19 protein-coding genes are annotated in these 22,674 nt (G+C 61.8%); 9 read left to right on the forward strand and 10 right to left on the reverse strand.

Features of this window, described 5'->3' with window-relative positions; genetic code table 11:
* Window positions 1-17 precede the first annotated feature (17 nt).
* Window positions 18-881 carry a LysR family transcriptional regulator gene (locus ACVCNR_RS21040; protein ID WP_447076344.1) on the forward strand — a complete coding sequence of 288 codons (864 nt, stop codon included), beginning with the start codon at window positions 18-20 and terminating at the stop codon, window positions 879-881.
* 203 nt (window positions 882-1,084) lie between these two features.
* On the opposite strand, the gene ACVCNR_RS21045 is transcribed toward ACVCNR_RS21040, so the two are convergent.
* The 9 genes from ACVCNR_RS21045 to ACVCNR_RS21085 all read right to left on the reverse strand — a co-directional run bounded on the left by ACVCNR_RS21045 (window position 1,085) and on the right by ACVCNR_RS21085 (window position 12,149).
* Window positions 1,085-2,023 carry an IS5 family transposase gene (locus tag ACVCNR_RS21045; RefSeq protein ID WP_447076680.1) on the reverse strand — a complete coding sequence of 313 codons (939 nt, stop codon included), beginning with the start codon at window positions 2,021-2,023 and terminating at the stop codon, window positions 1,085-1,087.
* 172 nt (window positions 2,024-2,195) lie between these two features.
* The gene (locus tag ACVCNR_RS21050; RefSeq protein WP_354198799.1) at window positions 2,196-3,521 is read right to left on the reverse strand and encodes a uracil-xanthine permease family protein; all 1,326 of its coding nucleotides are present in this window, start codon (window positions 3,519-3,521) and stop codon (window positions 2,196-2,198) included.
* Window positions 3,522-3,566: 45 nt separating this feature from the next.
* Window positions 3,567-4,919 (reverse strand): 8-oxoguanine deaminase, encoded by a 1,353-nt coding sequence (locus tag ACVCNR_RS21055; RefSeq protein WP_447076345.1) that lies wholly within the window; start codon window positions 4,917-4,919, stop codon window positions 3,567-3,569.
* A 368-nt stretch (window positions 4,920-5,287) separates the two neighbouring features.
* Window positions 5,288-6,301 (reverse strand): ABC transporter ATP-binding protein, encoded by a 1,014-nt coding sequence (locus ACVCNR_RS21060; RefSeq protein WP_447076346.1) that lies wholly within the window; start codon window positions 6,299-6,301, stop codon window positions 5,288-5,290.
* Entirely contained in the window at window positions 6,298-7,278 is a 981-nt protein-coding gene (locus tag ACVCNR_RS21065) for an ABC transporter ATP-binding protein (protein ID WP_447076347.1), read from the reverse strand. Before ACVCNR_RS21065 ends, ACVCNR_RS21060 begins: the two co-directional genes overlap by 4 nt.
* Window positions 7,275-8,111: an ABC transporter permease gene (locus ACVCNR_RS21070; RefSeq protein WP_447076348.1), complete on the reverse strand. Its 837-nt coding sequence runs from the start codon at window positions 8,109-8,111 to the stop codon at window positions 7,275-7,277. Before ACVCNR_RS21070 ends, ACVCNR_RS21065 begins: the two co-directional genes overlap by 4 nt.
* Complete coding sequence (locus ACVCNR_RS21075) at window positions 8,108-9,079, reverse strand: ABC transporter permease (RefSeq protein WP_447076349.1); 972 nt, start codon at window positions 9,077-9,079, stop codon at window positions 8,108-8,110. Before ACVCNR_RS21075 ends, ACVCNR_RS21070 begins: the two co-directional genes overlap by 4 nt.
* Before the next feature lie 39 nt (window positions 9,080-9,118).
* Window positions 9,119-10,729: an ABC transporter substrate-binding protein gene (locus tag ACVCNR_RS21080; protein WP_447076350.1), complete on the reverse strand. Its 1,611-nt coding sequence runs from the start codon at window positions 10,727-10,729 to the stop codon at window positions 9,119-9,121.
* A 46-nt stretch (window positions 10,730-10,775) separates the two neighbouring features.
* Window positions 10,776-12,149, reverse strand: a complete 1,374-nt coding sequence (locus ACVCNR_RS21085) for a M20/M25/M40 family metallo-hydrolase (protein WP_447076351.1) — start codon at window positions 12,147-12,149, stop codon at window positions 10,776-10,778.
* A gap of 96 nt (window positions 12,150-12,245) precedes the next feature.
* Between ACVCNR_RS21085 and ACVCNR_RS21090 the strand changes: the two genes are divergently transcribed.
* Window positions 12,246-13,145: a LysR family transcriptional regulator gene (locus ACVCNR_RS21090; RefSeq protein ID WP_447076352.1), complete on the forward strand. Its 900-nt coding sequence runs from the start codon at window positions 12,246-12,248 to the stop codon at window positions 13,143-13,145.
* A gap of 153 nt (window positions 13,146-13,298) precedes the next feature.
* On the opposite strand, the gene ACVCNR_RS21095 is transcribed toward ACVCNR_RS21090, so the two are convergent.
* A complete protein-coding gene (locus ACVCNR_RS21095; RefSeq protein ID WP_447076353.1) occupies window positions 13,299-14,213 on the reverse strand; it encodes a LysR family transcriptional regulator in 915 nt (304 codons plus the stop codon).
* A gap of 104 nt (window positions 14,214-14,317) precedes the next feature.
* On the opposite strand from ACVCNR_RS21095, the gene wrbA reads away from it, so the two are divergent.
* The 7 genes from wrbA to ACVCNR_RS21130 all read left to right on the forward strand — a co-directional run bounded on the left by wrbA (window position 14,318) and on the right by ACVCNR_RS21130 (window position 22,622).
* Entirely contained in the window at window positions 14,318-14,944 is a 627-nt protein-coding gene (gene wrbA, locus ACVCNR_RS21100) for an NAD(P)H:quinone oxidoreductase (protein WP_354198779.1), read from the forward strand.
* Window positions 14,944-16,191: an MFS transporter gene (locus ACVCNR_RS21105; RefSeq protein WP_447076354.1), complete on the forward strand. Its 1,248-nt coding sequence runs from the start codon at window positions 14,944-14,946 to the stop codon at window positions 16,189-16,191. Before wrbA ends, ACVCNR_RS21105 begins: the two co-directional genes overlap by 1 nt.
* Complete coding sequence (locus ACVCNR_RS21110; protein ID WP_447076355.1) at window positions 16,191-16,580, forward strand: VOC family protein; 390 nt, start codon at window positions 16,191-16,193, stop codon at window positions 16,578-16,580. Before ACVCNR_RS21105 ends, ACVCNR_RS21110 begins: the two co-directional genes overlap by 1 nt.
* A gap of 164 nt (window positions 16,581-16,744) precedes the next feature.
* Complete coding sequence (locus ACVCNR_RS21115; protein ID WP_447076356.1) at window positions 16,745-18,067, forward strand: acetamidase/formamidase family protein; 1,323 nt, start codon at window positions 16,745-16,747, stop codon at window positions 18,065-18,067.
* Window positions 18,068-18,338: 271 nt separating this feature from the next.
* Window positions 18,339-18,743, forward strand: coding sequence for a baeRF12 domain-containing protein (locus ACVCNR_RS21120; RefSeq protein WP_447076357.1), 405 nt, complete (start codon window positions 18,339-18,341; stop codon window positions 18,741-18,743).
* Window positions 18,744-18,797: 54 nt separating this feature from the next.
* Window positions 18,798-19,769: a calcium/sodium antiporter gene (locus ACVCNR_RS21125; RefSeq protein ID WP_447076358.1), complete on the forward strand. Its 972-nt coding sequence runs from the start codon at window positions 18,798-18,800 to the stop codon at window positions 19,767-19,769.
* 36 nt (window positions 19,770-19,805) lie between these two features.
* Entirely contained in the window at window positions 19,806-22,622 is a 2,817-nt protein-coding gene (locus ACVCNR_RS21130) for a cation-translocating P-type ATPase (RefSeq protein ID WP_447076359.1), read from the forward strand.
* The last annotated feature ends 52 nt before the right edge of the window (window positions 22,623-22,674 follow it).

Consider the following 22,674-nt stretch of genomic DNA (forward strand, 5'->3'; position numbering starts at 1 on the left):
TTCGCAAGAATGCGAAAATGCTTTCGGCCAACGACCTCTTGCTGATCGGCGTTCTCGCCCGCGACGGAACGGCGGCTTCGGCTGCGGCGGCGCTTAAGGTGCATGTCGCAACTCTTTACCGGCGCTTGACCGAATTGGAGAGGGAAACAGGAACGCCGTTGTTCCGGAAGATCGGAGGACGTTATAGCCCGACTCCTCTCGGCGCCGAGCTGGCACGTTCGGCGGCGGCCGTGGAGGCGAGCCTCGCCGACGCACAGCGGCGCTTGTCCGGCGGCGAGCAACGCCTGGAAGGGCGCATCACCGTCACCACCGCAGATTCGCTGGTCCCGCTGGTGGCCGAACTGCTCCATTCCTTTCGCAGGGAGCATGCCGGGATCCACTTCGATCTTGTCGTCTCGAATAGCTTCGCCGACATGGCACGCTACGAGGCGGAAGTTGCCATTCGTCCGACGCGCACGCCGCCAGAAACGCTGGTCGGCCAGAAGGCCGGAACCTTCGGCTACGGGATATTTGCCGCAGACAGGGACGCAAGCGCGTTGCCTTGGATCGTTCTGGACGACAGTCTCGCCAGCGTTCCGGCGGGGCGCTGGCTCGCGAAGCATACGGTTGGGTCGGAGGTCGCGCTGCGCGTGAACAGCATGTGGGTAGCCGGCCAGGCCGCGGCTTCGGGTCTGGGCAAAGCACTATTGCCGGACTACCTGGCGAAACAATTCGGCCTGCTTCCATTGGGCGAGCCAATCGATGGCCTTGAATCCGAGGTCTGGCTACTTATCCACGCGGATCTACGGCGAACACCGCGCATCCGCTCGTTCATGGATTTTGCTGGGCCCCTGTTGAGGAGCCGATTGACAAGGGAAGCGCCCACGAGTTCAAAGCCATAGGCTACGGCCATGATGATCCGACCGGTATTCATTTCTTGCGCAACGCCAACAAGGCGCAGGGAAAACTCCACGCGACCCTGAAGTACGATAGTGAGACCTGTGCGCGGGTCGTTGTGGACGGCGGTGAGCGCCATTTTAAGCAAGGGCTGCACAGCTATCTCCTGCCCAGTCAGCCATTGGCTTCTGGCACGGCATTGAAGGTTTTATGTCGCTGCTGCGACGATGCTGATGGTGCGTTTGAAGTTGTAGGCGATTGCGGTGAGACGAATCTGCACGCCGGCTTTGGCAAGGCCTCGCCATCGCATTCGGCGCAGGCCGTAGCTGCGTTTCCAGGTGCCGAAGATCTTCTCGATGCGCCCGCGGACACGATGGATCGGCTGGTTCCAGGCATCGAGCCGTCTGAGCGTCTCGGCTTCGTCGCGTCCCCACATGCCTGTGACGACGATGCGTGGCGTGCCACCTTTGGTTCGAACCGCATCGCCGAAATGGTTGCCTTGGTAAGCGCTGTCGGCGAAGACTTCACCCGGGTTGTCCGGCAGTGCATCCGGACCGGCTTTGCCATCATTGACGTTGGTGGGCGTGATGGCAACCTCTTCCACCAGTGCCGTCTCGGCATCGGCGCCGACGTGAGCCTTGAAGCCGTGCACGGCCGCCTTGCCCTTGTGCTTGACCCAGCGCGCATCGCCGTCGCCCTCACTGGCCGAGGCGATGATGGTCGCATCGACCAGCGTGCCGGTCTTGACCGTGATAGCCTTGGTCTTGAGCTGGGTGGTGATCGCGTCGAACAGCACCTTGTCCAGCGCCCGCTCAACCAGCGCCTTGCGAAAGCGGACGAAGGCCGTGCGCTCCGGCGTCGGCTCCGATGCCGAGAAGCCGCAGAAGCGCCGAAACGAGGCGCGATCATCCAGCGCGTCCGCGAGCTTGACGTCCGACAGATCGTACCAGACCGAAAGCAGCATCGCCTTGAACAGCGCCAGCGGCGGCCATGCCGGCTCCCCCTTGGCTGCGTTTGAGATGTTCGACAAAGCGTGCTCGACCGGAGCCCAGTCAATGATGGTGGCCAAATCGTCCAGTGATGAACCGCGCGTGCCGCGGCGATCACCAAACTTGAAGCTCTCCTGGCCAATCCGACGACGAGACATCGCAAACCTCAATCCGTTGATCGGAGCAATGGAATCACGAACTTCCGGCGCCGTCCACAACGACCCGCGCACAGGTCTCATAGTAGCGATGGCTCGAAATCCAGGGCCTCGACTTCGGTCGCCGGATCATGTCCGATCAAGTGCAAACTTTGCCACCCGATCGGAGGACTAGCTATTCTGATCGAAACAGTTCCGGGAGCTTGACCAGACAGAGTTCAGCGACCATTACCGTCACAGCACCGACGACAATCGAATGCCCAATCATCTCGCCGAGAATTGGCGGCAGTGACGGCGCCAGGCTTCCCGATAGCGCCGGAATACCCAGTCCTGCCATAAGACCTAATGGCGCTACAAGATTCTTGATCGGGGATCTGCGCTCTTTGCTGGCAAGTTGAAGCCCCGCCATGATGACAGTGGCAGCAGCCGGCAAAAAGAGCCCCCCAACAACAGGCGCAGGCGTGGCCACAAGGATCGCGGCGACCTTGGGGAAAAAAGCAAGCGCGATAAAGATGCAGCCTGCAACCCGGACCACATGCCGGCTACCAACTCCGGTCATTTTTACGACACCGAGATTTTGCGCATAGGCCGTTGTTCCGAAGCCACCGATCAAGGCTGCAACCATTGAACCGCCCGCCTCGCCGGCGATGCCCATATTGACGCGTCGATCGGTTAATTCGGTGTTGGTAAGTTTGGCCGTCGCCTCATACATTCCCATCGCTTCCACCACGGCAACCAGAAAAACGATGAACATCGTGACTGTTATAGCCAAGTCAAACTGGAGTGCGCCGTAAGGCAGCAGTGTCGGGACGGCCAGCCAAGGTGCCGTTCCAACGCTCGAAAAATCCAGCATCCCAAAGCATAGCGCAATGAAATTCCCGACCAAAAGCGCAATCAGAAAGCCGAACATCCGAAACCTGCCACCTATGGCAGCGCTAACGAGAACCGTAAGCGTCGTGGCACAAGCAATAAACAGGCTCGTACCGGTTCCAAAGTTAGCTGTCCCAACCCCTCCAAAGAATTCCATGAATGTAAAACCGGCCAAGGCCACTCCGACAAGGGTGATAATGGTCCCGGAGACGGCTGGCGAAAGCAGGCGGCGCAGCCTCGCAAACTGACCTGAAACTGCCGCAAGGAAAACCAGCCCTGCGGCAATGAGCAGCCCAAGGCTTGCAGAAGATATCGTTCCGGCTTTGTAGTAGCCGATAGCCAGCGGCGAAAACGCCGACGATGGCCCTTGCACAATCGGCAGGCGCACCAGTTTGGTGCTTTGCACGACGGTGACAACGCCAGCAGCAAGGAAAGTTGCCGTCACAAGGTTTGTTGCCAGCGCGGCAGAAAACCCTGCGACGGATGCGATGAAGATTGGGTCCAGCCAGGCATTCGAAACCAACGCCTGTTGTGCCCCCAGCGCGAACTGGCGCTTCGCGGGAATTATTTCTTCGATGTCGCCAACCGTCACGTCTTCAGCTTCATCGTCGTCTAGGACAATAGCACTCATTCCGATTCTCCTCCCTGAGTACGGCATTATGGGCTGTTGTACGGATCAGACCTCGAGGCACTGGATTCGGCGGGCATGCTTTGCATGTTCTCGCAAGACCGATGACAATTGGGACATTACCGGTTGTGTGTTTTCGACAAGCGGCTTGCCATTCACGATGGTTGTGCCGGCCACTGCCGGTCCGCATCTCAACCAAGATTCCACCGGATCGCTATGCGCGCCTGCCAACGCTACGTCGGACATCTGCCAGATAACGAGGTCCGCGCACGCACCTGGACGCAGATGGCCAATCTCATCTTCCCAGCCGAGACATGCCGCACCGCCGCGCGTTGCCACGTCCAACACATCGCGTGCCGACATAGAGTTCGGACCATTGCGATAACGGCCCAAGAGCAATGCCGTTCTCGCTTCAAGCCACATAGATGCATGGTCAGTCGAAGCAGATCCGTCGCAGCCGAGCCCCACCCTCATGCCTCTGCGGCGCAATCCCATGACATCTGCCGACCCCCCACCGATCAGCATATTGGAACATGGGCATTGGGTCGTGCAGACGCCGGCATGGGCGAGCCTGCCGATTTCCTCGTCATTGGGATAAATGAAATGCGCAACCCAGGATCTGGGCGTCGCCCAGCCAACCCGCTCGAAATATTCGACCGGAGTGCACTTATATACCTCAGCGCAGTATTCGTCCTCCTGCGGATCCTCAGCAAGATGAGTGTGCAGCCGTAGATCGTATTTCTCGGCGAGTTGAGCGGACTCTACCATTATATTTTCCGTGACCGAGAAGAGCGAGCACGGCGCAAGCGCTACACGTCCCATCGAACCGGGTTTTGCATCGTGATATTTCTCGACCAGCCGCACGCTGTCGGCAAGAATTTCATCCTCAGTTTGGACCACACTTGCAGGCGGCAAGCCGCCATTCTCCACTGAACGGGTCATAGATCCGCGGGTGGCATAGAAACGAAAACCTATATCTCTTGCTGCTCGGAATTGCGCATCGATCAGGAATGGCTTGGGATGAACGTACATATGATCCATGGACGTCGTACATCCGCCCATGAGCAATTCAGTCATGGCAATGTATGTAGAAAGATAAACCGACTCTTCGTCGATATTTGCCCAAAGCGGATACAGCCCCGTCAGCCATTGGAACAGCGTGCCGTTCGTTACCGGGGCGTAGGACCGGGTCAGATTTTGATACATGTGATGATGGGCGTTTATTAAGCCCGGCGTCACAAGTCTGCCGTTCGCGGAAATAACCCGCGCGCTCACCGGCTCATCGCCAGACTTGCCAAGTGCTTGAATGCGACCGTCTTTAATGGCTATCCAGCCACTCTCGATTTCCCACTCACGGTCTACATAGATATACGCATCGCGTACAAGCAGATCGACGCTCATTCTGTCCCTCCCGGCCAGTCTCAAACTCGAAAAAGCTGTATCCAGCTTCTCCGCGCTGTGAGCCCTGTCCCAGGAGGTGCGAACTCCGGATCGTCATCGACTTAATGTTGAGCGGGCTTGCTCTACACCGCTGTGGCGACTTGCAACATCGGTTCGCTTAGGAAAGATTAAGCCGTGTTCACTGTCAAGCACGTTCTGGTATTTGTTATCCGCTTTTCGCTTGGTCCTTCGCCAGCCGACCGCTCTGCCAGGACAAGATCATCGGACATGAAACAAGGCAAAGCGTGTTTCACGCACCGCAGCAAGCACACAGCATTCCGACCGGCGCCCACGCCACCTCCAAGGAAGCATTGGCCGAAGTCGCTGCTTCACAGGTTGGCAGCCGTCCTGGCGTTTGTGGTCATCGAGGGCAGCATCGATTCCGCGTAGTGACAACGAACCTCGCGTCCAGCTACCCGGCGCAGTTGGGGTGGTTCGGCGGCGCAGCGCTCTGTCGCGAATGGGCAGCGGGTGCGGAAGCGGCAGCCTGAAGGCGGCGCCAGCGGGCTCGGCACGTCGCCCGACAGCGGCTCGGCGCGGGCGCCGTTGCGATCGCGGCCGATCTCCGGCGACGCGCTGAACAGGGCACGGCTGTAGGGATGCAACAGCACCGCGTCGAGCGTATGGGTGTCGCCCATTTCGACCACCTGGCCGAGATACATCACCGCGATGCGATTGGAGATGTGCCTGACCAGCGAAAGGTTGTGCGAAATGAAGATGTAGGCGACCCCGAGCGAGGCTTGCAGGTCGTTGAGCAGGTTGATGATCTGCGCCTGTACCGAAACGTCGAGAGCCGAGACCGGTTCGTCGCAAACGATCAGCCGGGGTTCAACCGCCAGGGCCCGCGCAATCGCCACGCGCTGGCGTTGGCCGCCTGACAATTCGTGCGGATAGCGGTCGATATGGTCGGGGGACAGACCCACCTTGATCAATAGGTCCCCGATGCGGTCCCGGCGTTCCGCGCGCGGGCAGATATTGTGGAGGCGCAGCCCGTCTCCGATCGACTGGCCGACGGTGCGGCGTGGGTTGAGGCTGGCATAGGAATCCTGGAACACGATCTGCACGGCGCGACGGAAGCGTTGCGCATCACGGCCGCGCAGCTCTCCGGTCGCCGCACCGTCGAGGCGTATATCGCCGGCAGTTGGCGCGACGAGGCCGGTCAGGCAGCGCGCCAATGTGGACTTGCCACATCCGGATTCGCCGACGATCGACAGGGTCTCGCCGGCATCCACCGACAGGTTCACGCCGCTCAGGGCGTAAACGGTGCGCCGCTGCCCGCTCCAACCGGAGCCGATATTGTATTCCTTGACTAGGCCGGTGGCTGAGAGGACGGGCATGTTCATGCTGCTGCTGGCTCCGGATGGTAACAAGCAAATTGCCGTGCGTTTCCAACCAGCGGCGGTGCCGCCAGTGCACATTGTGGGGTGGCGCGCGAGCAGCGGGGCGCAAAGCTGCATCCCGGCGGCATCGACAGCGGCGACGGCACGGCTCCGCCGATTTCGGGCAGGCGACCGGAGCTGTCATTCTGCCAGCTCGCCGCCTTCAGCAGGCCCTGCGTGTAGGGATGGGCGGGAGCGGCAAACAAGTCGTCCACTGCCGCCTCCTCCACCTTGCGGCCGGCATACATGACCGCGACCCTGTCGGCGACCTCCCAGACCACGCCCAGATCATGAGTGATGAGCAGCACGGCCATCCCCATCTCGGCCTTCAGGCGATTGATCAGGGCCAGCACCTGTGCCTGGATGGTAACGTCGAGCGCTGTGGTCGGTTCGTCGGCGATCAACACCTTGGGCTCGCAGGCCAGCGCCATGGCGATCATGACGCGCTGCCGCATGCCGCCGGACAGATTGTGCGGATACTGGTCGTAGCGCTCGGACGGTGAAGGAATGCCGACCAGGTCGAGCAACTCCACGGCACGGCGGCGGGCAGCGGCAGGAGACAGCCTGAGATGCAGCTTCAGGGCTTCGGCGATTTGCCAGCCGATCGTGAACACCGGATTGAGCGCCATCATCGGGTCCTGGAAGATCATGCTGATGCCGTTGCCACGCACGGCGCGCATCTGGCGCTGTGACAGCTTCATCAGATCGTGTCCCTCGAACAGCACACGCCCGCTGACCCGACACGGGGACTTCATGGCCAGAAGGCTGAGGATCGACATGGCGGCTGTGCTCTTGCCGCAGCCCGATTCGCCCACAATGGCCAATGTTTCGCCGGCGCGCAGCGAGAAAGACAGGCCGGTGACCGCCTTCACCCCGCCACTTGTGGTCGGAAACTCGACATTCATGTCTTCTATCGACAGGACGTCCCTTGCCTCGCTCATCGTTGCTGAAGCCTCGGATTGAGTGCATCGTTCATGCCCTCGCCAACCAGGTTGATGCAGAGCACGGTGATCAGGATTGCGATGCCGGGGATAGCGGGCATCCACCAGGCGGTGCGCAGCACGGTGCGGCCGACGCCGATCATGTACCCCCAGGAGATCAGGTCGGGATCGGTAAGGCCGAGGAACGACAGTCCGGACTCGGTGAGGATGGCCGTGGCCACCAGCAGGCTCGATACCACAATCACGGGCGGCAGCGCATTGGGCATGATCTGGCGTGTTGCGATCTCGAGATCGGACATGCCGAGCGCCCGGCAGGCCTGTACATATTCGCGGTCGCGTTGGGCCATGAACTCGGCACGGGCGAGCCGGGCGACCGGCGGCCACGACACCACGGCGATCGCAATGGTGACGCTGGCGATGGACGGGTTGAAGATCGCGATGATGACAACCGCCAGGACGAAGGAAGGAATGGTCAGGAAGAAATCTGTCAGGCGCATCAGCACGGTGTCGAACCAGCCGCCCTTGTAGCCGGCGATCGCTCCCACCGTGACGCCGATGACGGTGGCACCGAGACTGGCGATCAGCCCGATCAGCAGCGAGACGCGCGCCCCGCCGATGAGGCCGGCCAGGATGTCGCGGCCCGATACGTCGGTGCCGAGCGGGAACTCGGCCGAGGGCGGCATCGAAGGCCGGCCGATCATGTCGTAGGGATCGACCGGATAGAGCATGGGGCCGAACAGCGCGGCAAGCACGATACAGAGCAGGAAGAAGAGACCGATCACAGCCGCTACATTGCGCCGAAAGCGGCGCCACAGATCGAGGAAACCAGTCATTTCGCCATCCTCGGGTCCAGGACCCCATAAAGCATGTCGACGGCCAGGTTCACCACCACGACGAGGATCGATGAGATGAAGAGGATGCCGAGCAACAGGTTGAGGTCGCGCTGCTGGAGTGCGTCGAATAGCAGACGTCCGAGGCCCGGCCAGCCGAACACGGTTTCGACAAGGATCGAACCGCCAAGCATATGGCCGATCTGCACGCCTACCATGGTGAGCACCGGCAACAGTGCATTGGCGGCAGCATGGATGAAGCCGACGCGTGTCTCCGACACCCCCTTGGCGCGGGCGGTGGTAATGAAGTCGAAGGTGAACACCTCCAGCATCGAAGCCCGCATGAGCCGGGTGTAGAGCGCTACGTAGAACAGACCGAGCGTCACAGAAGGCAATACTAGGTGGCTGGCGATGTCGAGCACGTGCAGGTGCCAGGGCAGGTCGGCGCCGATCGTCATCATGCCACCGGACGGGAAAATGCCGAGCATGACGGAGAACAGCACGACCAGCATCAGGCCCAGCCAGAACTGCGGCGTCGCATAGGCCAGAAGGGCGATCACCGAGATGACGCCGTCCAGCCATTTGCGATGGCGCATGGCGGCGATCATGCCGAACACCATGCCGAGCAGCGTTGCGACCACGATGGCCGTCAGCATCAGCAGGACCGTCGCCGGAATCCGTTCCAGGATCAGATCGAGGACTGGTCGTTGCTGTACGTGGGAGAAGCCAAGGTCGAAGGTGAGCAGTTTTCCCAGATATATGAAGAATTGCTCGTAGAGCGGCCGATCCAGGCCGAAGGAGCGGCGCAACTCGTCGACATAGCCTTCGTCTCCGCCGCCGGATTGGGCGGCAACGATGTCGGCCGCGTCGCCCGGCGCCATATGAAGCAGCGCAAAATTGAGGACGGCGATGCCGAGCACGCTGGGCACGATCTGCCCCATACGCCTTGCCACTGAAAGAAATCTTTGCATTGCCGGGCTCCGTTCCTCCTCACCGCGGATCGTGCACGCCTATTCCTTCCATACCGCGTCCCACGGCGAATACATGGAGATGCCGTTGGTGATGAAACCCTTCACCCGCCTGTTCCAAACATGGGTGTAGGACATCTCCATCAGGAATATGACCGGCAGCTCATCATGCACGATCTGCTGCAACTCATCGAACTGCTTGCGTCGTTCGGCTGGATCGACTTCCACCGCGGCCTTGGCGAACAACTCATCGACGCGTGGATTGCTGTAGCCCATCGAGTTGGTGAAGGTCGCCCCCTTGCGGATCGAAGCGGTGCCGAAGTTGCGCTCGCTGCCGATCGAAGGGTCGGAATAGTTGTGCACGAAAGAGCTGGTCAGGTCGAAGTCCCAGTCCGTGTAGATCGTCCTGAGCCAGCCACCGAGGTCGGCGCTGCGGGTTTCCACCTCGATGCCGATCTTTGACAGTTCCTGACGGATATATTCGCCTAGCCGCACCCAGTTTTCGCCATAGGGCAGGAAGTTTTGCCTCAGCTTGAAGCGCACGTCTCCAGCGCCACGCGGATAGCCAGCCTCATCGAGCAGCGCCTCGGCCTTGGCCGGGTCGTATTCATATTCGGGCAGCGACTTGTTGAAATAAGGATTGGCGCTGACCAGCAGGCTGCGCGCCGGGGTGCCCTGACCATACCAGATGACGTCAACGATGCGCTGGCGGTTCAACCCCAGGCTGATTGCCTGCCGCACCTTCAGATCCTGCAACGGTTTTTCACGCAGATTGATCTCGAGCCACATGTTCGGCCCCAGCGCCTCGCTGCCTTCGCGGGAGGCTTCCAGTTCCGGCGCTGAGGATAGTCGCTCGATCTCCGCTTCGGGCATGCCGCTCATCGGGATCAGGTCGAGTTCGCCGGTCTCCAGCGCGATGGCCCGGGCTGCTCCGTCGGGAATGACGCGGGCGACAATGCCGTCGAGGCACGGGAAGCCCTTGCGCCAATAGTCGGGGTTGCGTTCCAGTGCGATATGGCTGCCCTTCTGCCATTCCTTGAACTTGAACGGCCCGGTTCCGACCGGGTTCTGCATGGCGGATGTACCGCGCACGGCGGCGATGTCGGACATGTCCACACCCTCGAAGGAGTGCTCGGCGAACATCGGCGCCTCGCCGGGCTGGAACACCTTCATGAAATAGGGGACGGGTTCCTCCAGCGTGAAGACGACGGTCAACGGGTCAGGCGTGGCGATATCCGATACCTTGCCGAAATTTGCCGTGCCACGGGAATGGTAGGGCCGCACGATCTTCTCGATCGAGAACTTGACATCGGCCGAAGTGAAGGGCTTGCCGTCATGCCATTTGACGTCAGGCCGAAGCTTGAAGGTCACGGTCTTGTAGTCGGGTGAGACGGACCAGGTTTCCGCCAGCCCCGGCTTCGGCTCGAGCGCGCCACCCTCGTAGTTGAGCAGGCTTTCGAACATCTTGGTGGAGATGATCGATACCGGCACTGCCGAGGTCACGATGGTGGTGAGGGCACTGGGTTCCTGGCTGTAGGCGTAGGTCAGAGTTCCCCCGCTCTTGGGGCAGCTTTCTTGCGCCTGCGCGGCGGTGCCAATGACAAGGGCAACGGGCGCTGCAAGCAAGACGGACTTGATGGTTGTGGCACGCATGTGGTTTCCCCTTTTGCTTCTTGTTGTCATTGACGGCGTGGCCCGATTATTCGACCCCGCACCATTCGGCAATGAAGAGCGCCAACAGTTCGATGGCCTCCAGATATTCAGCGACCGGAATATATTCGTCGGGCTTGTGGGCCTGGGCGATCGAGCCGGGACCGAACACGATGCCCGTCATGCCGCCCTGATTGACGAGGTGGCGCAGATCGCAGCAGAAATGGCCGGGATAGGCCCCGGTATCCGCACCCTGGCTTGCCAGCACCTTGCTCATCACCCGCGCCACTTCGAGATCCGCTGGCTGGTCGGTTGCATCGTCATGATGCAGGAATTCGAGCTTTGCCGGATGGCGTTTCAGCCGCCCGTCGGTGGCGTTGGCCTCTGTAATGGCGGCGCGGAAGCTCGCCATCACATCAGTGACGCTGCCAACCGATGGTGCGAAATAGGCGCCGCCCTTCAAAAGGGCCTCGGCCGCGCTGGAGGTTTCGTAGTGGCCGCCGCAAACGCGGCCTATGGTCAAGGCAAAGGGGGCCTTCTCACCCGGCGGCGTTGCCACATTGTAGCGACGCTCCAGTTCGAGCAGCGCCTCGATCACTGGCGGCAAGGCATCGATGGCGCCCAGCCCTTCGAGGTCGGTGCCATCCCAGCGCGCACCTGGCGAACGTGGCACGCCGGTGAGAGAAACCTGCCAGTAGAGCCCGCCCGGATGGGTATGGCGGATCGTATTGCCAGTCGGTTCGAGCACAATGGCGGCATCGGCGCGCAAACCGCGGCGTATCAGGTCGAGTGTGCCGTTGCCGGCATGTTCCTCGTTCACCACGCATTGCAGGCTGACATCACCGCGCAGCCTCACGTCCGCCTCGTGCAGATAGGTCAACGCCATCAGGGCGGCCATGAGCCCCCCCTTCATGTCGCAGGCACCGCGTCCGTACAGGCGTCCGTCGGCGATTTCGGCGCCGAATGGATCGAAGCTCCAGCCGGCGCTGGGCTCGATAGTGACGGTATCGACATGGCCGTTGAGGATCAGCGAACGTCCGCCGCCACTGCCGCGCCAAGTGCCCACCACGTTGGGGCGGCCATCATAATTGAGCACGCCGGCAAGACCGCTCTCCTTTAGGGCGGTGAAGCTCGGCATGTCGGTATAGGGGAGGATGAGATCGTGCTGCCAGTGGGTGGGATATTGGGCGATTTCGGGATAAGCGGCGAACATCGCCTCGACGTCCGGTTCGGCCTTGCTCACGTCGGCGCCGACAGCCTCCAGCATGGCGCACAGATGCGCCTGCGCAGCGCCTTCCTCGCCGGTTAGTGAGGGGATGCGGACAAGGGTGGCGAGGGCCTCGATACTGCGTTGGCGGTTGGCCCGCGCGACCTTGACGGCCTGTGCTGCGGCGTTCAGGAGGATGCTTGTCTGGTCCATCATGAAGGGTAGAATTCTGCTTCCGGCGCTATAAGGCAAATTAAAACTATTGCCATATATTCGAATAGAATTTATACCTTGACCAAGGAATGGATGGCCATGATCTATACTCAGATAAGGGCTTTCGATGCAGTCGCCCGCGAGGGCAGCTTCTCGCGGGCCGCAGAGGTTCTGGGTTTGACGCAGCCGGCCCTGACCATTCAGGTTCGCTCACTTGAGGAAAGGCACGGGCTCAAACTTTTCGAGCGCGATGCGCGAGGGGTGCGCCTTACTCAGGCAGGCGAGCGTCTGTTCACGCTCTCACGCCAGCTAGCCAGTCTCGAGGAACAGATCGACGAGACCCTTTCCGTTTCCAGCGAGGAGCAGCGCGGCCAGTTGCGCCTGGCGGTCGACGGGCCGCAAATCGTCATGGGTTTGTTCGCCAAGTTCCTCGCCCGCCATCCGCGTGTGCGCCTGTCAGTATCGACCGGCAACACCCAGGTGGTACGCCAGAAGCTGCTCGACCGGCATGTGGATGTCGGGGTATTGCCGCTGATCTCTGATCATCCGCGCGTGCATGCGGTGACGCTGTGGCACCATCGCGGCGTTCTCATTACTTCGCGCAGTCATCGCTTTGTCGGGCGCAAGACGGTGAAGCTGGAGGAACTGGAGAACGAACCGATGATCGGCCGCGAGGACGGTTCGACCACGCAGGCTCTCATCAACGCCGCGCTGGGGCGCATCGGCATCAAGCCGCGTATCGTGCTGGAACTGGGCAGCCGCGAGGCCCTGATCGAGGCCGTGGCGTCGGGGCTCGGCTGCGGGATCGTGTGGGAGTTGGAGGCGCTGGCCTCTACCCGTGTCCAGGCCATACCTATCGAGAACGACGAGTTGATGACGACGGATTACATTGCCTGCCTAAAGTCAGAGCGCGAGCGCTCGATCGTCAAGGCGATCTTTGCAGAGGCAGCCAGGATGCCCGCCGACCGGCGCGATATCACGGCCCTGGGCTGGATGTAGGCAAGCTCCCTGCCCGTCCACCCGCCGTGGCACGGCAAATTCCCTGATGCACGCCATCGCAAGGCGCCAAGACTTACCGGCTCCCAACCCTCTATACAGGCATGGAATGGCGAGCAGCGTCGAGGCCGAGCATCTGTGGTCTTCGGTGTCACGTCAGGCGCTGCATTTGGTCAGATTGATGAGGATGTCCGCAAGCTGCCGCGTCGCCGGCCCCATGGATTCGTCCAGGCGATGCGCAATATAGGCTTCAGACACGACTTCACCGTTACGTCCGAGCGCGCTCACATTCATCCTTACGAGGCGTCCTTGTTCGAGGTCGCGCTCCACCAGCCAAAAGGGCAAGCGCCCCCAGCCAACGCCGCCTAAGATGAGGTTATGCTTGGCATCCTGGGTATTCACGCGACATGTTTGCGGCGAGATCACCCCAAAGTCACGACCCTCTGATATCAGAGAGGGGTCGGACAAAACGATCTGAAGATGATCGGCGAGATCCAGAGCCTCCAGTGACCGACCTCCTTTGCCTTGGGTGAGTGGATGCCCGGATGCGACCACGGCAACTTGGGTTATGGAAGTCAAAGCGTCGAATCTGATGCGCGGATCACGGAATTCCTCGCCAACCATAATGGAGAGCGCGCAACGCTTCTGCCTGAGAGCCTCAAGTGGCCCGCCGAGAGGCACGACCTGGACACGAACGGACACTGACGGAAAGCTCTCGCGCATCTGCGAGATCGCCCGACCAACCTGCTGCACAGGAAAAAGCGTATCAACCGCGATCCCGACTTCGGTTTCCACTCCTGCTGCAAACCCGCGCGCTTTGGCCCGCAGCGCATCGACACGAACGATGATGTCTCGCGCGTTGCCAAGGAGTACCTGGCCTTGTGGTGTCAATACAGGCCGGTGTCCGGACCGGTCGAACAATTCGACACCGAGCTGTGCCTCCAGGTTGGCGATCGCAACACTCACCCCTGACTGAACACGCGACAATCTCTGCGCGGCGGCCCGAAAGCTGCCGGTGTCTGCGATCGCGATGAATGTTCGCATCTGGTCAAGGGTCAGCGCATCGAGCATGATCACCTCCGTTGATCGACTTGATAAAAATTATATCACTTAAATCGGTCGATCAAAGCGGGCAACCTCAGCTCCATGCTAAGAGCTGAAGTGAGGTGGCAAGGATGGCCAAGGTTCTGATACTCTACTATTCCTCTTACGGTCACATTGAGACGATGGCCGCCGCAGTCGCGGAAGGCGTTCGCCAGACAGGCGCTTCCGTTGATGTGAAGCGTGTTCCTGAACTTGTGCCCGATACGGTTGCCAGGAAGTCGGACTACAAGACCGATCAGCAGGCGCCCGTGGCCACGGTGGCCGAGCTTGCCGATTATGACGCCATTATCTTGGGCACACCGACGCGCTTTGGCAATATGGCCTCACAGATGAAGAACTTCCTCGACCAAACCGGCGGCCTTTGGTTCGAAGACAAGCTTGTTGGCAAGGTCGGCAGCGTCTTCACCTCGACCGGCAGCCAGCATGGTGGTCAGGAGACAACCATAAAGTCCACACAGACCGTTCTCTTCCATCTTGGGATGATCATTGTCGGCCTGCCCTACAGCTTCAAGAGACAGATGCGGATGGATCAGATTACAGGCTGCTCCCCCTATGGCGCGTCTACCCTAGCCGATGACGGCAACGGCGGTGACCGCCAACCAAGCGAAAACGAACTCGCGGGAGCCCGCTTCCAGGGGCGGCATGTCGCTGAGATCGCGTTGGCGTTGGCCACCGGTCGCCAGGCAAAGGCGGCGTGATGAAGGATCATGCCATGATGTCGGAACCATCGTCCACCCGATGGGCCGCCGTGTTTCTGATCGTTGGTGCGGGCATCGTGGCGGCATTGCAGATTGGGAAGGCGGCCATTGCCGCCCCCTTGCTACAAGCCGATCTCGGAATCGGATTGACGGCGATTGGCTGGTTGACGGGGATTTTTGCGGCTCTTGGGCTTGTCGGGGGCATTCCGACCGGGGCACTTGTCGGCAGTTTCGGCAGCCGGCGCCTGTTGATCATCGGGCTGCTCGTTACGACAACCGGGGCTGCATTCGGGGCGGTGGTCACCGGCCTGTCAGGGCTCTTGCTTGCGCGCGTCATCGAAGGTGCTGGATTCCTGCTGATCAGTGTGGCGGCGCCATCGATCCTAAGCCATGTCGCGCAACCGTCCGACCGCGATCTGGCGTTTGCACTCTGGAGTTGCTTCATGCCGGTCGGCATGGCGGTTGCAATGCTAGCAGGCCCCATGTTCGGGGATTGGCGGATCATGTGGTGGGCGAGCAGCGCGCTTGCCCTGGTCATCTGCCTGCTTGTGCTGTTCGTCATTCCCTCCTCCAACGAGCGTCAACCCTGGTCCTGGCGTCGTCTGCAAATCGATACGGTTGCAGTCTTCCATGCCGGGGGCGCCCTCGCACTTGCCATTACATTCGCACTCTACAGCCTGATGTTTTTCGCGCTGTTCAGCTTCTTGCCCGTCCTGTTGATGGAGCGAATGGGTGTCTCTCACCAAACCGCAGGACTGCTGAGCGCCCTTGCTTCGGCGGCAAATGTGATCGGCAATCTGGCGGCGGGCGTCCTGCTTTCCCGCGGAATCGGCCGGACTGCGCTGCTTATCGGGGCCTGCTTGATGATGGGAGCAGCCAGTTTCGGCATTTTCCTCCCCATCCTGCCAGACACGGCTACCTTCATTCTCTGTATTTTGTTCTCGGCCGTTGGTGGACTGATCCCGGCGATCCTTCTGTCATCCGCCCCGATCGTGGCGCCTGCAGCGAGACTGGTCCCAGTGGTTATCGGTCTGATCGTTCAGGGCAACAATTTGGGCCAGATCCTCGGCCCCTCGGCTGTCGGAACCGCAATAGACACTTACGGCTGGAGTGCGGCAGCCTACATTGTCACCGGAGCGGCCTTGCTCGCAGTGCCTGTGGTGGCGGCATTTGGAAAACGCATTCAGCCGAAGGTTCAGCATTCTCCCACCGTCAACCTCCATCCTGAAACGAAGGAGAACCGCTAATGAGCGTCGATTTCAACCACACGATCCTCTCGGCGAAGGATTCGCAAGCGTCTGCTCATTTCCTTGCCGAAATGCTGTCGCTGCCAGAGCCCAAGCAATGGGGCCCGTTCTGGATGGTCACGACCGACAATGGCGCAAACCTGGACTACATGGACGTCGATCACGAAATTGTCTCGCAGCACTATGCGTTTCTGGTCGATGACACGAGTTTTGACGCGATCCTGGCACGTATCCAAACTGGGAACCTGCCGCATTGGGCGGATCCCGGAAGGCGCACACCGGGGCTGAATCACCATGATGGAGGCCGGGGCCTGTATTTCGACGATCTCAACGGGCATCTCCTAGAAGTGATCACGCGCCCCTACGGCAGTGGCGGTTGGCAACCCTGAAGCCGCTTCGCGAGACTGCCATTGCCGGTCGGCCGGCCTCGCGGAACATCATCGCCGGAGGGCATAAACTGCAACAAATGCCTATATTGGAGGCTTACCGACCAGACATCCCCATGGGCGAGCACGATGTGATACTCTGTCAAAAAGATGCAGGGAGGAGTGAGATGAACAAGGAAAGCGCGATCTCCGCATCGCCTCAGCGTAGTGTCATCGTCCATGGCTTCACCAACAGCGTCCTCGATCCGAACGCCCCGATGCTTGGGCCAGTGGAGAACGGTGGCACCATCATCGCGAACACAGCTCCAGGCTGCTGGGGACCAATGATCACCCCGCGCCTGCGCGGCGGCCACGAGGTCACGCAGCCTGTCTGTGTCGACGGGGCGGAACCGGGCGACGGGATCGCGATGCGCATCCGCGATATTACCGTGACGGCCATCGCCACCGCCTCCGGGCACGACTCCTCACCGGAAGGCTTCTGCCTCGGCGATCCCTATGTCGCAGCCCGATGCCCGACCTGCGACGAGGTGTGGCCGGAGACGCACGTGGAAGGCATCGGCCAGGACGCCGTCAGGTGCGACAAATGCGGCAACGCGGTGAAGCCGTTCGAGATCGTACACGGCTACACCGTCGTCTTCGACGAGACGCGCCGCGTCGGCGTGACCGTGCCGAAGGAGGCGGCGGAGAGGATCGCACACAACGCGCATCACTATGCCGCCCTGCCCGATGAATCGGTGCAGCATCCGATCCTGACCTATGCGCCATCGGACATGCCCGGCGTCATGGTGCGCATGCGCCCCTTCCTCGGACAACTCGGCACGACTCCTTCGCACCCGATGCCGGATTCGCATAATGCCGGCGACTTCGGCGCATTCCTCGTCGGCGCGCCGCATTCCTACGCAATCACAGCCGAACAGCTCGCCGAGCACAAGACCGACGGCCATATGGACATCGACGCCGTGCGGCCGGGGGCAATTCTGATCGCGCCGGTCAAGGTGAAGGGTGCCGGCGTCTATATGGGCGACATGCACGCCGCCCAGGGTGACGGCGAGATCGCCGGCCACACGATGGATGTCGCAGGCAGCGTCACCTTGCAGGTCGAGGTGGTTAAGAACTATCCCATTGACGGCCCGGTGCTGTTCCCGCTTCCAGAAGACCTGCCGCCTCTTGCGCGTCCCTTCAGCACCGACGAGCGCGCACGGGCCGAGCGTCTGGCCCGCACATGGGGCATGAACAGTCTTGAAGAGCTTGCGCCCATCTCCGTCATCGGAACCGCGGCCAACATGAATGCAGCCATCGACAATGGCCTCGAACGGGCGGCGAAGCTTCTCGGCATGACCGTTTCCGAGGTGCGCAATAGAGCCACGGTGAATGGCGCAATCGAGATCGGCCGTGCTCCGGGCGTCATTCAGGTCACCTTCCTCGCTCCCATGGAACGGCTCGACGCCGTGGGTCTGGGTGGCTATGCGCGCGAACAGTATAATTTGTGAAATGTAGGGCCACGTTTTCCCCATCGACCATCATGTGATGGGCGTGGCTTGGAGAAACCGCCCTATCGGACAACGGCATCGCCCACACAAGAGGGGACGATGCCGTTTGAAGCTGCCACGACGACCATATCCGGCTTGCATCTAGCTACCGTCAAGCCGACTGGCCGGGATGCGAGATCACCTCAACCGGTTTCTCCTTTGACGCCAATCAAGGCTTCGCCATCCGGCAGGCTCATACTTCACGCATCGCTATCGCCTGAAGGAGAGCCCGATGATCTTGCCGCACGATGCCACCGTCGCCGTGATGGATGGGGAGAAACTGCGCCTGTTCCGCAACAAGGCCGCCGAGCCGCATATCCAACTCGTAGCGCTGGATATCCCGGATATCGAGGCTGTCAACCAGGGCTCGGGAATGCGGCACCGCAGCGTGGCGGCCAATCCGGATGCCGCGCGGCTGCGTGAGGACGACTTCGCCGCCGCCGTGGCTGCCTGCCTGAACCGGTTGGCGCTGGAGGGCCGCATCGATGCGCTCTACATCATCGCCGATCCGCGCTCGCTGGGCGAGCTGCGCCGGCACTATCACGACGAAACCCGCTCGAAGCTGATCGGCGAGATGACGAGGGACCTGACCGGACATGCGGTCGAGGTCATCGAAGCCGCGCTGGCGAAGGGGTAGCATGGGCAGCCACCTCACCATCGCCCGCTGTGTCGCAGCGCGGCGGGGGCCGGCGTGACCGCGCTGGCTTGGTGCCTGTTCGGTCTTTCCCTGCTCGTTGCCGGGTCAGAGATGGTGGTGCGGGCCGGCTCCAGGCTTGCGGCCCTTATCGGCATCCCGCCCATCCTGATCGGCCTGACAATCGTGGCGGTGGGGACCAGTACGCCCGAGCTTGCAGTGGGGATCGAAGCAGCGCTGCAAGGCAACGGCTCGCTGGCCGTTGGCAACATTGCTGGCACCAACAGCTTCAACATCCTCTTCATCCTCGGTCTCAGTGCCCTGCTGATGCCGCTGTCGCTGGAGATGCGCACGCTGCGTTTTGACCTGCCGGTGATGACCACGGCGGCGCTGGCCCTGCTCGCCATGGCTTGGGATGGCATGCTGACGCGTGTGGAAGGCATGGCACTCTTCCTGGCCGGCATCGCCTATACCGGCGCCATCATCCGTTGGGCCCGCCGTGAGAGCCGCGCCGTCATCGCCGAGTTCTCGAGAGAATATCCGGTGCCGCCCGCCAACGGCCACACACGCAAGGCCGGCACGAGCCTGATGGTGCTGCTGGCCGGCATCGCCATCGTGGTGGTCGGGGCCGAATGGCTCGTCCACGGCGCGGTCGATCTTGCCCGGATGATGGGCGTTTCCGACGCCTTCATCGGGCTCACCATCGTGGCTATCGGTACATCCTCGCCGGAACTGGTCACAACGATCGTGTCGACGCTGCGCCAGGAGCGGGATATCGCCGTCGGCAACCTTTTGGGCAGCAGCGTCTATAATATCCTCTTCATTCTCGGCATCACGGCACTGGCGCCCTCCACCGGCATTTCGGTCGAGCCGGCGCTAGTCCACATCGACATTCCGGTGATGGGCGCCGCGGCCATCGCCTGTGTGCCGATCTTTCTCAGCGGCCGCCAGGTCACCCGGGCGGAGGGCACGGCCTTCGTCACCGCCTATCTCGCCTACCTCGCCTATCTCGTGATTGCGCGCGGATGAAGAACGCAGGTTGAAGATGACAGGAACCGAACCACGATGACCGCCATATCCACTCCTTCCGATGTCGCGGTACCCTGGCGCGATACGGCGACAGCCATCTCGTCGGCTCTGGCGGTAGACCCGGACAACGGCCTGAGCGGCTCGGAAGCGCAGGTCAGGCTTGGAAGGTTCGGCGAAAACCGGATCAGGGAACACCCGCCCGTGGCGGCGTGGCGGCGGTTCCTTGGCCAGTTCACCGACGTTCTGGTGTTGTTGCTGCTTGCCGCCGCCGCAATTTCGGGAACGCTCTGGCTGATCGAGCGGGAATCGGCATTGCCCTATGAGGCGATGGCGATCCTCGGCATCGTGCTGCTCAACGCCGTGATGAGCCACGTCCAGCAGGCGCGTGCCGAAGAGGCCCTGCGGGCTCTGCGCCAGATGGCGTCTCCCCGCGCGACCGTCATTCGCAATGGCGTGAGGCGGACAATCCCCTCCAGGCTGCTCGTACCCGGCGATATCGTGCTTGTCGAGGAAGGCGGGACCGTGCCGGCAGATGCGCGGCTGATCGAGGCATCGGCCTTGCAGGTGGCCGAGGCAGCACTGACGGGCGAAAGCGCACCCGTATCGAAAAATGCGGAGCCGATCCCTCAGGAAGTCGTGTTGGGCGACCGGCGCAACATGATCTTCAGCGGCACATCGGTGACGCGCGGCCATGCGAAGGCAATTGTCACGGCCACGGGGATGAGCTCCGAAATGGGCAGGATTGCCGGCATGCTTGAGGCAACGCCCGACGAGGCCACCCCCTTGCAGGCGGATCTCGACCGCGCCGGACGGCTGCTCGGCATGGTCGTGGTCGGCATTGCCGCAGTCATCGTCGTGGCCGTTCTGTCGGTGTCGGAGGTGCGCGGCCTCCCCGGCTTGTTCGACATCCTTCTTCTGGGAGTGGCGCTGGCCGTGGCTGCCGTGCCGGAAGGCCTGCCGGCGGTAGTAACGGCGGTGCTGGCGCTCGGCGTCCAGCGCATGGCGAAACGCAACGCGATCGTGCGCCGGCTGGCGGCGGTCGAGACGTTGGGATCGGCCAACGTCATCTGCTCGGACAAGACCGGCACGCTCACCCGCAACGAAATGACGGTGCGCAAGGTGGTGACGGCAAGCGGTGCCATGCAATTCAGCGGCACGGGTTATTCGCCGCAGGGCAGCGTCGAGCCGGAAGGGACGCCGGACAGCGAAGACGCATTGCGCGCTGAAACCTTCCGCGCCCTCGTCGCTGCGGGCTGCGCCAACAATGCGGTGCTGAGCGAGCACGGCGGGCGCTGGTCGATCGGCGGCGACCCGACAGAAGGGGCGCTGATCGTGGCCGCCCGCAAGGCAGGCTTCGGACAGGCGGCACTTGAGAGCCGGTTCGCGCGCATCGGCGAAATCCCGTTCTCGTCGGAACGCAAGATGATGAGCACGATCCATGCCGATGCGGAGCGTGATGGCGCACGCGTTTTCACCAAGGGCGCGGCCGACGTTCTGCTGCAAAAATGCACCCACGAGTTGGTGGGAGAGGCCACACGGCCACTCACCCGGGAACGCCGGAGCGAAATACTGCTTGCCAACGAGGCACTGGCGGCACAGGCGCTGCGCACGCTGGGAGTGGCGTTCCGCACGCTGGACGATGGAGACACACCGCCGGACGAGCGAACGGAGACGCGGCTCGTCTTCCTCGGCCTCGTCGGAATGATCGACCCGCCGCGTGCCGAAGCACGCGAGGCGGTGGCACGGGCAAAGGCGGCAGGCATCCGCACGATCATGATCACCGGAGATCATCCGGGCACTGCTGTCGTGATCGCCCGCGAACTGGGCATAGCGGGGGATGCAAGGGCGATTACCGGCTCGGAAATAGAAAACATGTCCGACAAGAAACTCGACCGTGTAGTGCGGAAGATTTCCGTCTATGCGCGGGTGGATCCCGCCCACAAGCTGAGGCTCGTCACCGCCCTGCAACGGCAGGGCGCAACGGTCGCCATGACCGGAGACGGGGTCAATGACGCCCCGGCCCTCAAGGCCGCCGACATCGGCATCGCCATGGGCATAACCGGCACCGACGTTTCGAGGCAGGCGGCCGACTTCGTGCTGGCAGACGATAACTTCGCCTCCATCGTCGCCGCGGTGGAAGAAGGGCGCATGATCTTCTCCAACATCAGGAAATTCCTCCGCTACCTGCTGTCCTCGAATGTCGGCGAGGTCATGACCATGTTCTTCGGCGTGCTGCTGGCCGGGGTGATCGGCCTTTCGGACGGCGGCAGCGGGCTGGTGCTGCCGCTCCTGGCCACCCAGATCCTGTGGATCAATCTCGTTACCGATGGTGCCCCTGCCCTCGCGCTCGGCATCGACCCCGCCAACGGCCGCGCGATGATGCGGCCGCCACGCCCGCGCGGGGAAGGTATGATAACGCCGCGCATGTGGGCCGGTATCATCTTCGTCGGCCTGGTGATGGCGACTGGCACGCTGATGGTCCTCGACGCCTCGCTGCCGGGCGGTCTGATCGAAGGAACGGGTTCCACGCGCTATGCGCAGACCATGGCCTTCACGACGCTGACGCTGTTCCAGCTCTTCAATGTCTTCAATGCGCGCTCCGACGAGCGCAGTGCCTTCGACGGACTGTTCTCGAACCGCTGGCTGTGGTGCGCGGTCGCCCTGTCGGTCGCCCTCCACGCCGCCGTTATCTATACACCTTTCCTTCAGGAGGCCTTCTCTACCGTTGGCCTGGGCCCCGGCGACTGGTTGCTGTGCAGCACCGTCGCAAGTTCCGTGCTCTGGCTGCGGGAAATGGAAAAGGCTGTCCTTGCCCAATTCGGGCATAGGCGCGGTTTTGATCGCCATCAATGATGGAAAGCGGCAGATGGAGTTTGCTGTGGCCCTTGCCGGATCGGGCCCGACG

Source organism: Aquamicrobium terrae (assembly GCF_052978165.1).

Excerpts from the sequence above, each read along its gene's own strand:
- ACVCNR_RS21070 (WP_447076348.1), bottom strand. The coding sequence starts at position 8,111 with ATGACTGGTTTCCTCGATCTGTGGCGCCGCTTTCGGCGCAATGTAGCG.
- ACVCNR_RS21055 (WP_447076345.1), bottom strand. The coding sequence starts at position 4,919 with ATGAGCGTCGATCTGCTTGTACGCGATGCGTATATCTATGTAGACCGT.
- ACVCNR_RS21080 (WP_447076350.1), bottom strand. The coding sequence starts at position 10,729 with ATGCGTGCCACAACCATCAAGTCCGTCTTGCTTGCAGCGCCCGTTGCC.
- ACVCNR_RS21120 (WP_447076357.1), top strand. The coding sequence starts at position 18,339 with ATGATCTTGCCGCACGATGCCACCGTCGCCGTGATGGATGGGGAGAAA.
- ACVCNR_RS21110 (WP_447076355.1), top strand. The coding sequence starts at position 16,191 with ATGAGCGTCGATTTCAACCACACGATCCTCTCGGCGAAGGATTCGCAA.
- ACVCNR_RS21085 (WP_447076351.1), bottom strand. The coding sequence starts at position 12,149 with ATGATGGACCAGACAAGCATCCTCCTGAACGCCGCAGCACAGGCCGTC.
- ACVCNR_RS21115 (WP_447076356.1), top strand. The coding sequence starts at position 16,745 with ATGAACAAGGAAAGCGCGATCTCCGCATCGCCTCAGCGTAGTGTCATC.
- ACVCNR_RS21090 (WP_447076352.1), top strand. The coding sequence starts at position 12,246 with ATGATCTATACTCAGATAAGGGCTTTCGATGCAGTCGCCCGCGAGGGC.
- wrbA (WP_354198779.1), top strand. The coding sequence starts at position 14,318 with ATGGCCAAGGTTCTGATACTCTACTATTCCTCTTACGGTCACATTGAG.
- ACVCNR_RS21050 (WP_354198799.1), bottom strand. The coding sequence starts at position 3,521 with ATGAGTGCTATTGTCCTAGACGACGATGAAGCTGAAGACGTGACGGTT.
- ACVCNR_RS21130 (WP_447076359.1), top strand. The coding sequence starts at position 19,806 with ATGACCGCCATATCCACTCCTTCCGATGTCGCGGTACCCTGGCGCGAT.
- ACVCNR_RS21060 (WP_447076346.1), bottom strand. The coding sequence starts at position 6,301 with ATGAACATGCCCGTCCTCTCAGCCACCGGCCTAGTCAAGGAATACAAT.
- ACVCNR_RS21075 (WP_447076349.1), bottom strand. The coding sequence starts at position 9,079 with ATGCAAAGATTTCTTTCAGTGGCAAGGCGTATGGGGCAGATCGTGCCC.
- ACVCNR_RS21105 (WP_447076354.1), top strand. The coding sequence starts at position 14,944 with ATGAAGGATCATGCCATGATGTCGGAACCATCGTCCACCCGATGGGCC.
- ACVCNR_RS21040 (WP_447076344.1), top strand. The coding sequence starts at position 18 with ATGCTTTCGGCCAACGACCTCTTGCTGATCGGCGTTCTCGCCCGCGAC.
- ACVCNR_RS21045 (WP_447076680.1), bottom strand. The coding sequence starts at position 2,023 with ATGTCTCGTCGTCGGATTGGCCAGGAGAGCTTCAAGTTTGGTGATCGC.
- ACVCNR_RS21095 (WP_447076353.1), bottom strand. The coding sequence starts at position 14,213 with ATGCTCGATGCGCTGACCCTTGACCAGATGCGAACATTCATCGCGATC.
- ACVCNR_RS21065 (WP_447076347.1), bottom strand. The coding sequence starts at position 7,278 with ATGAGCGAGGCAAGGGACGTCCTGTCGATAGAAGACATGAATGTCGAG.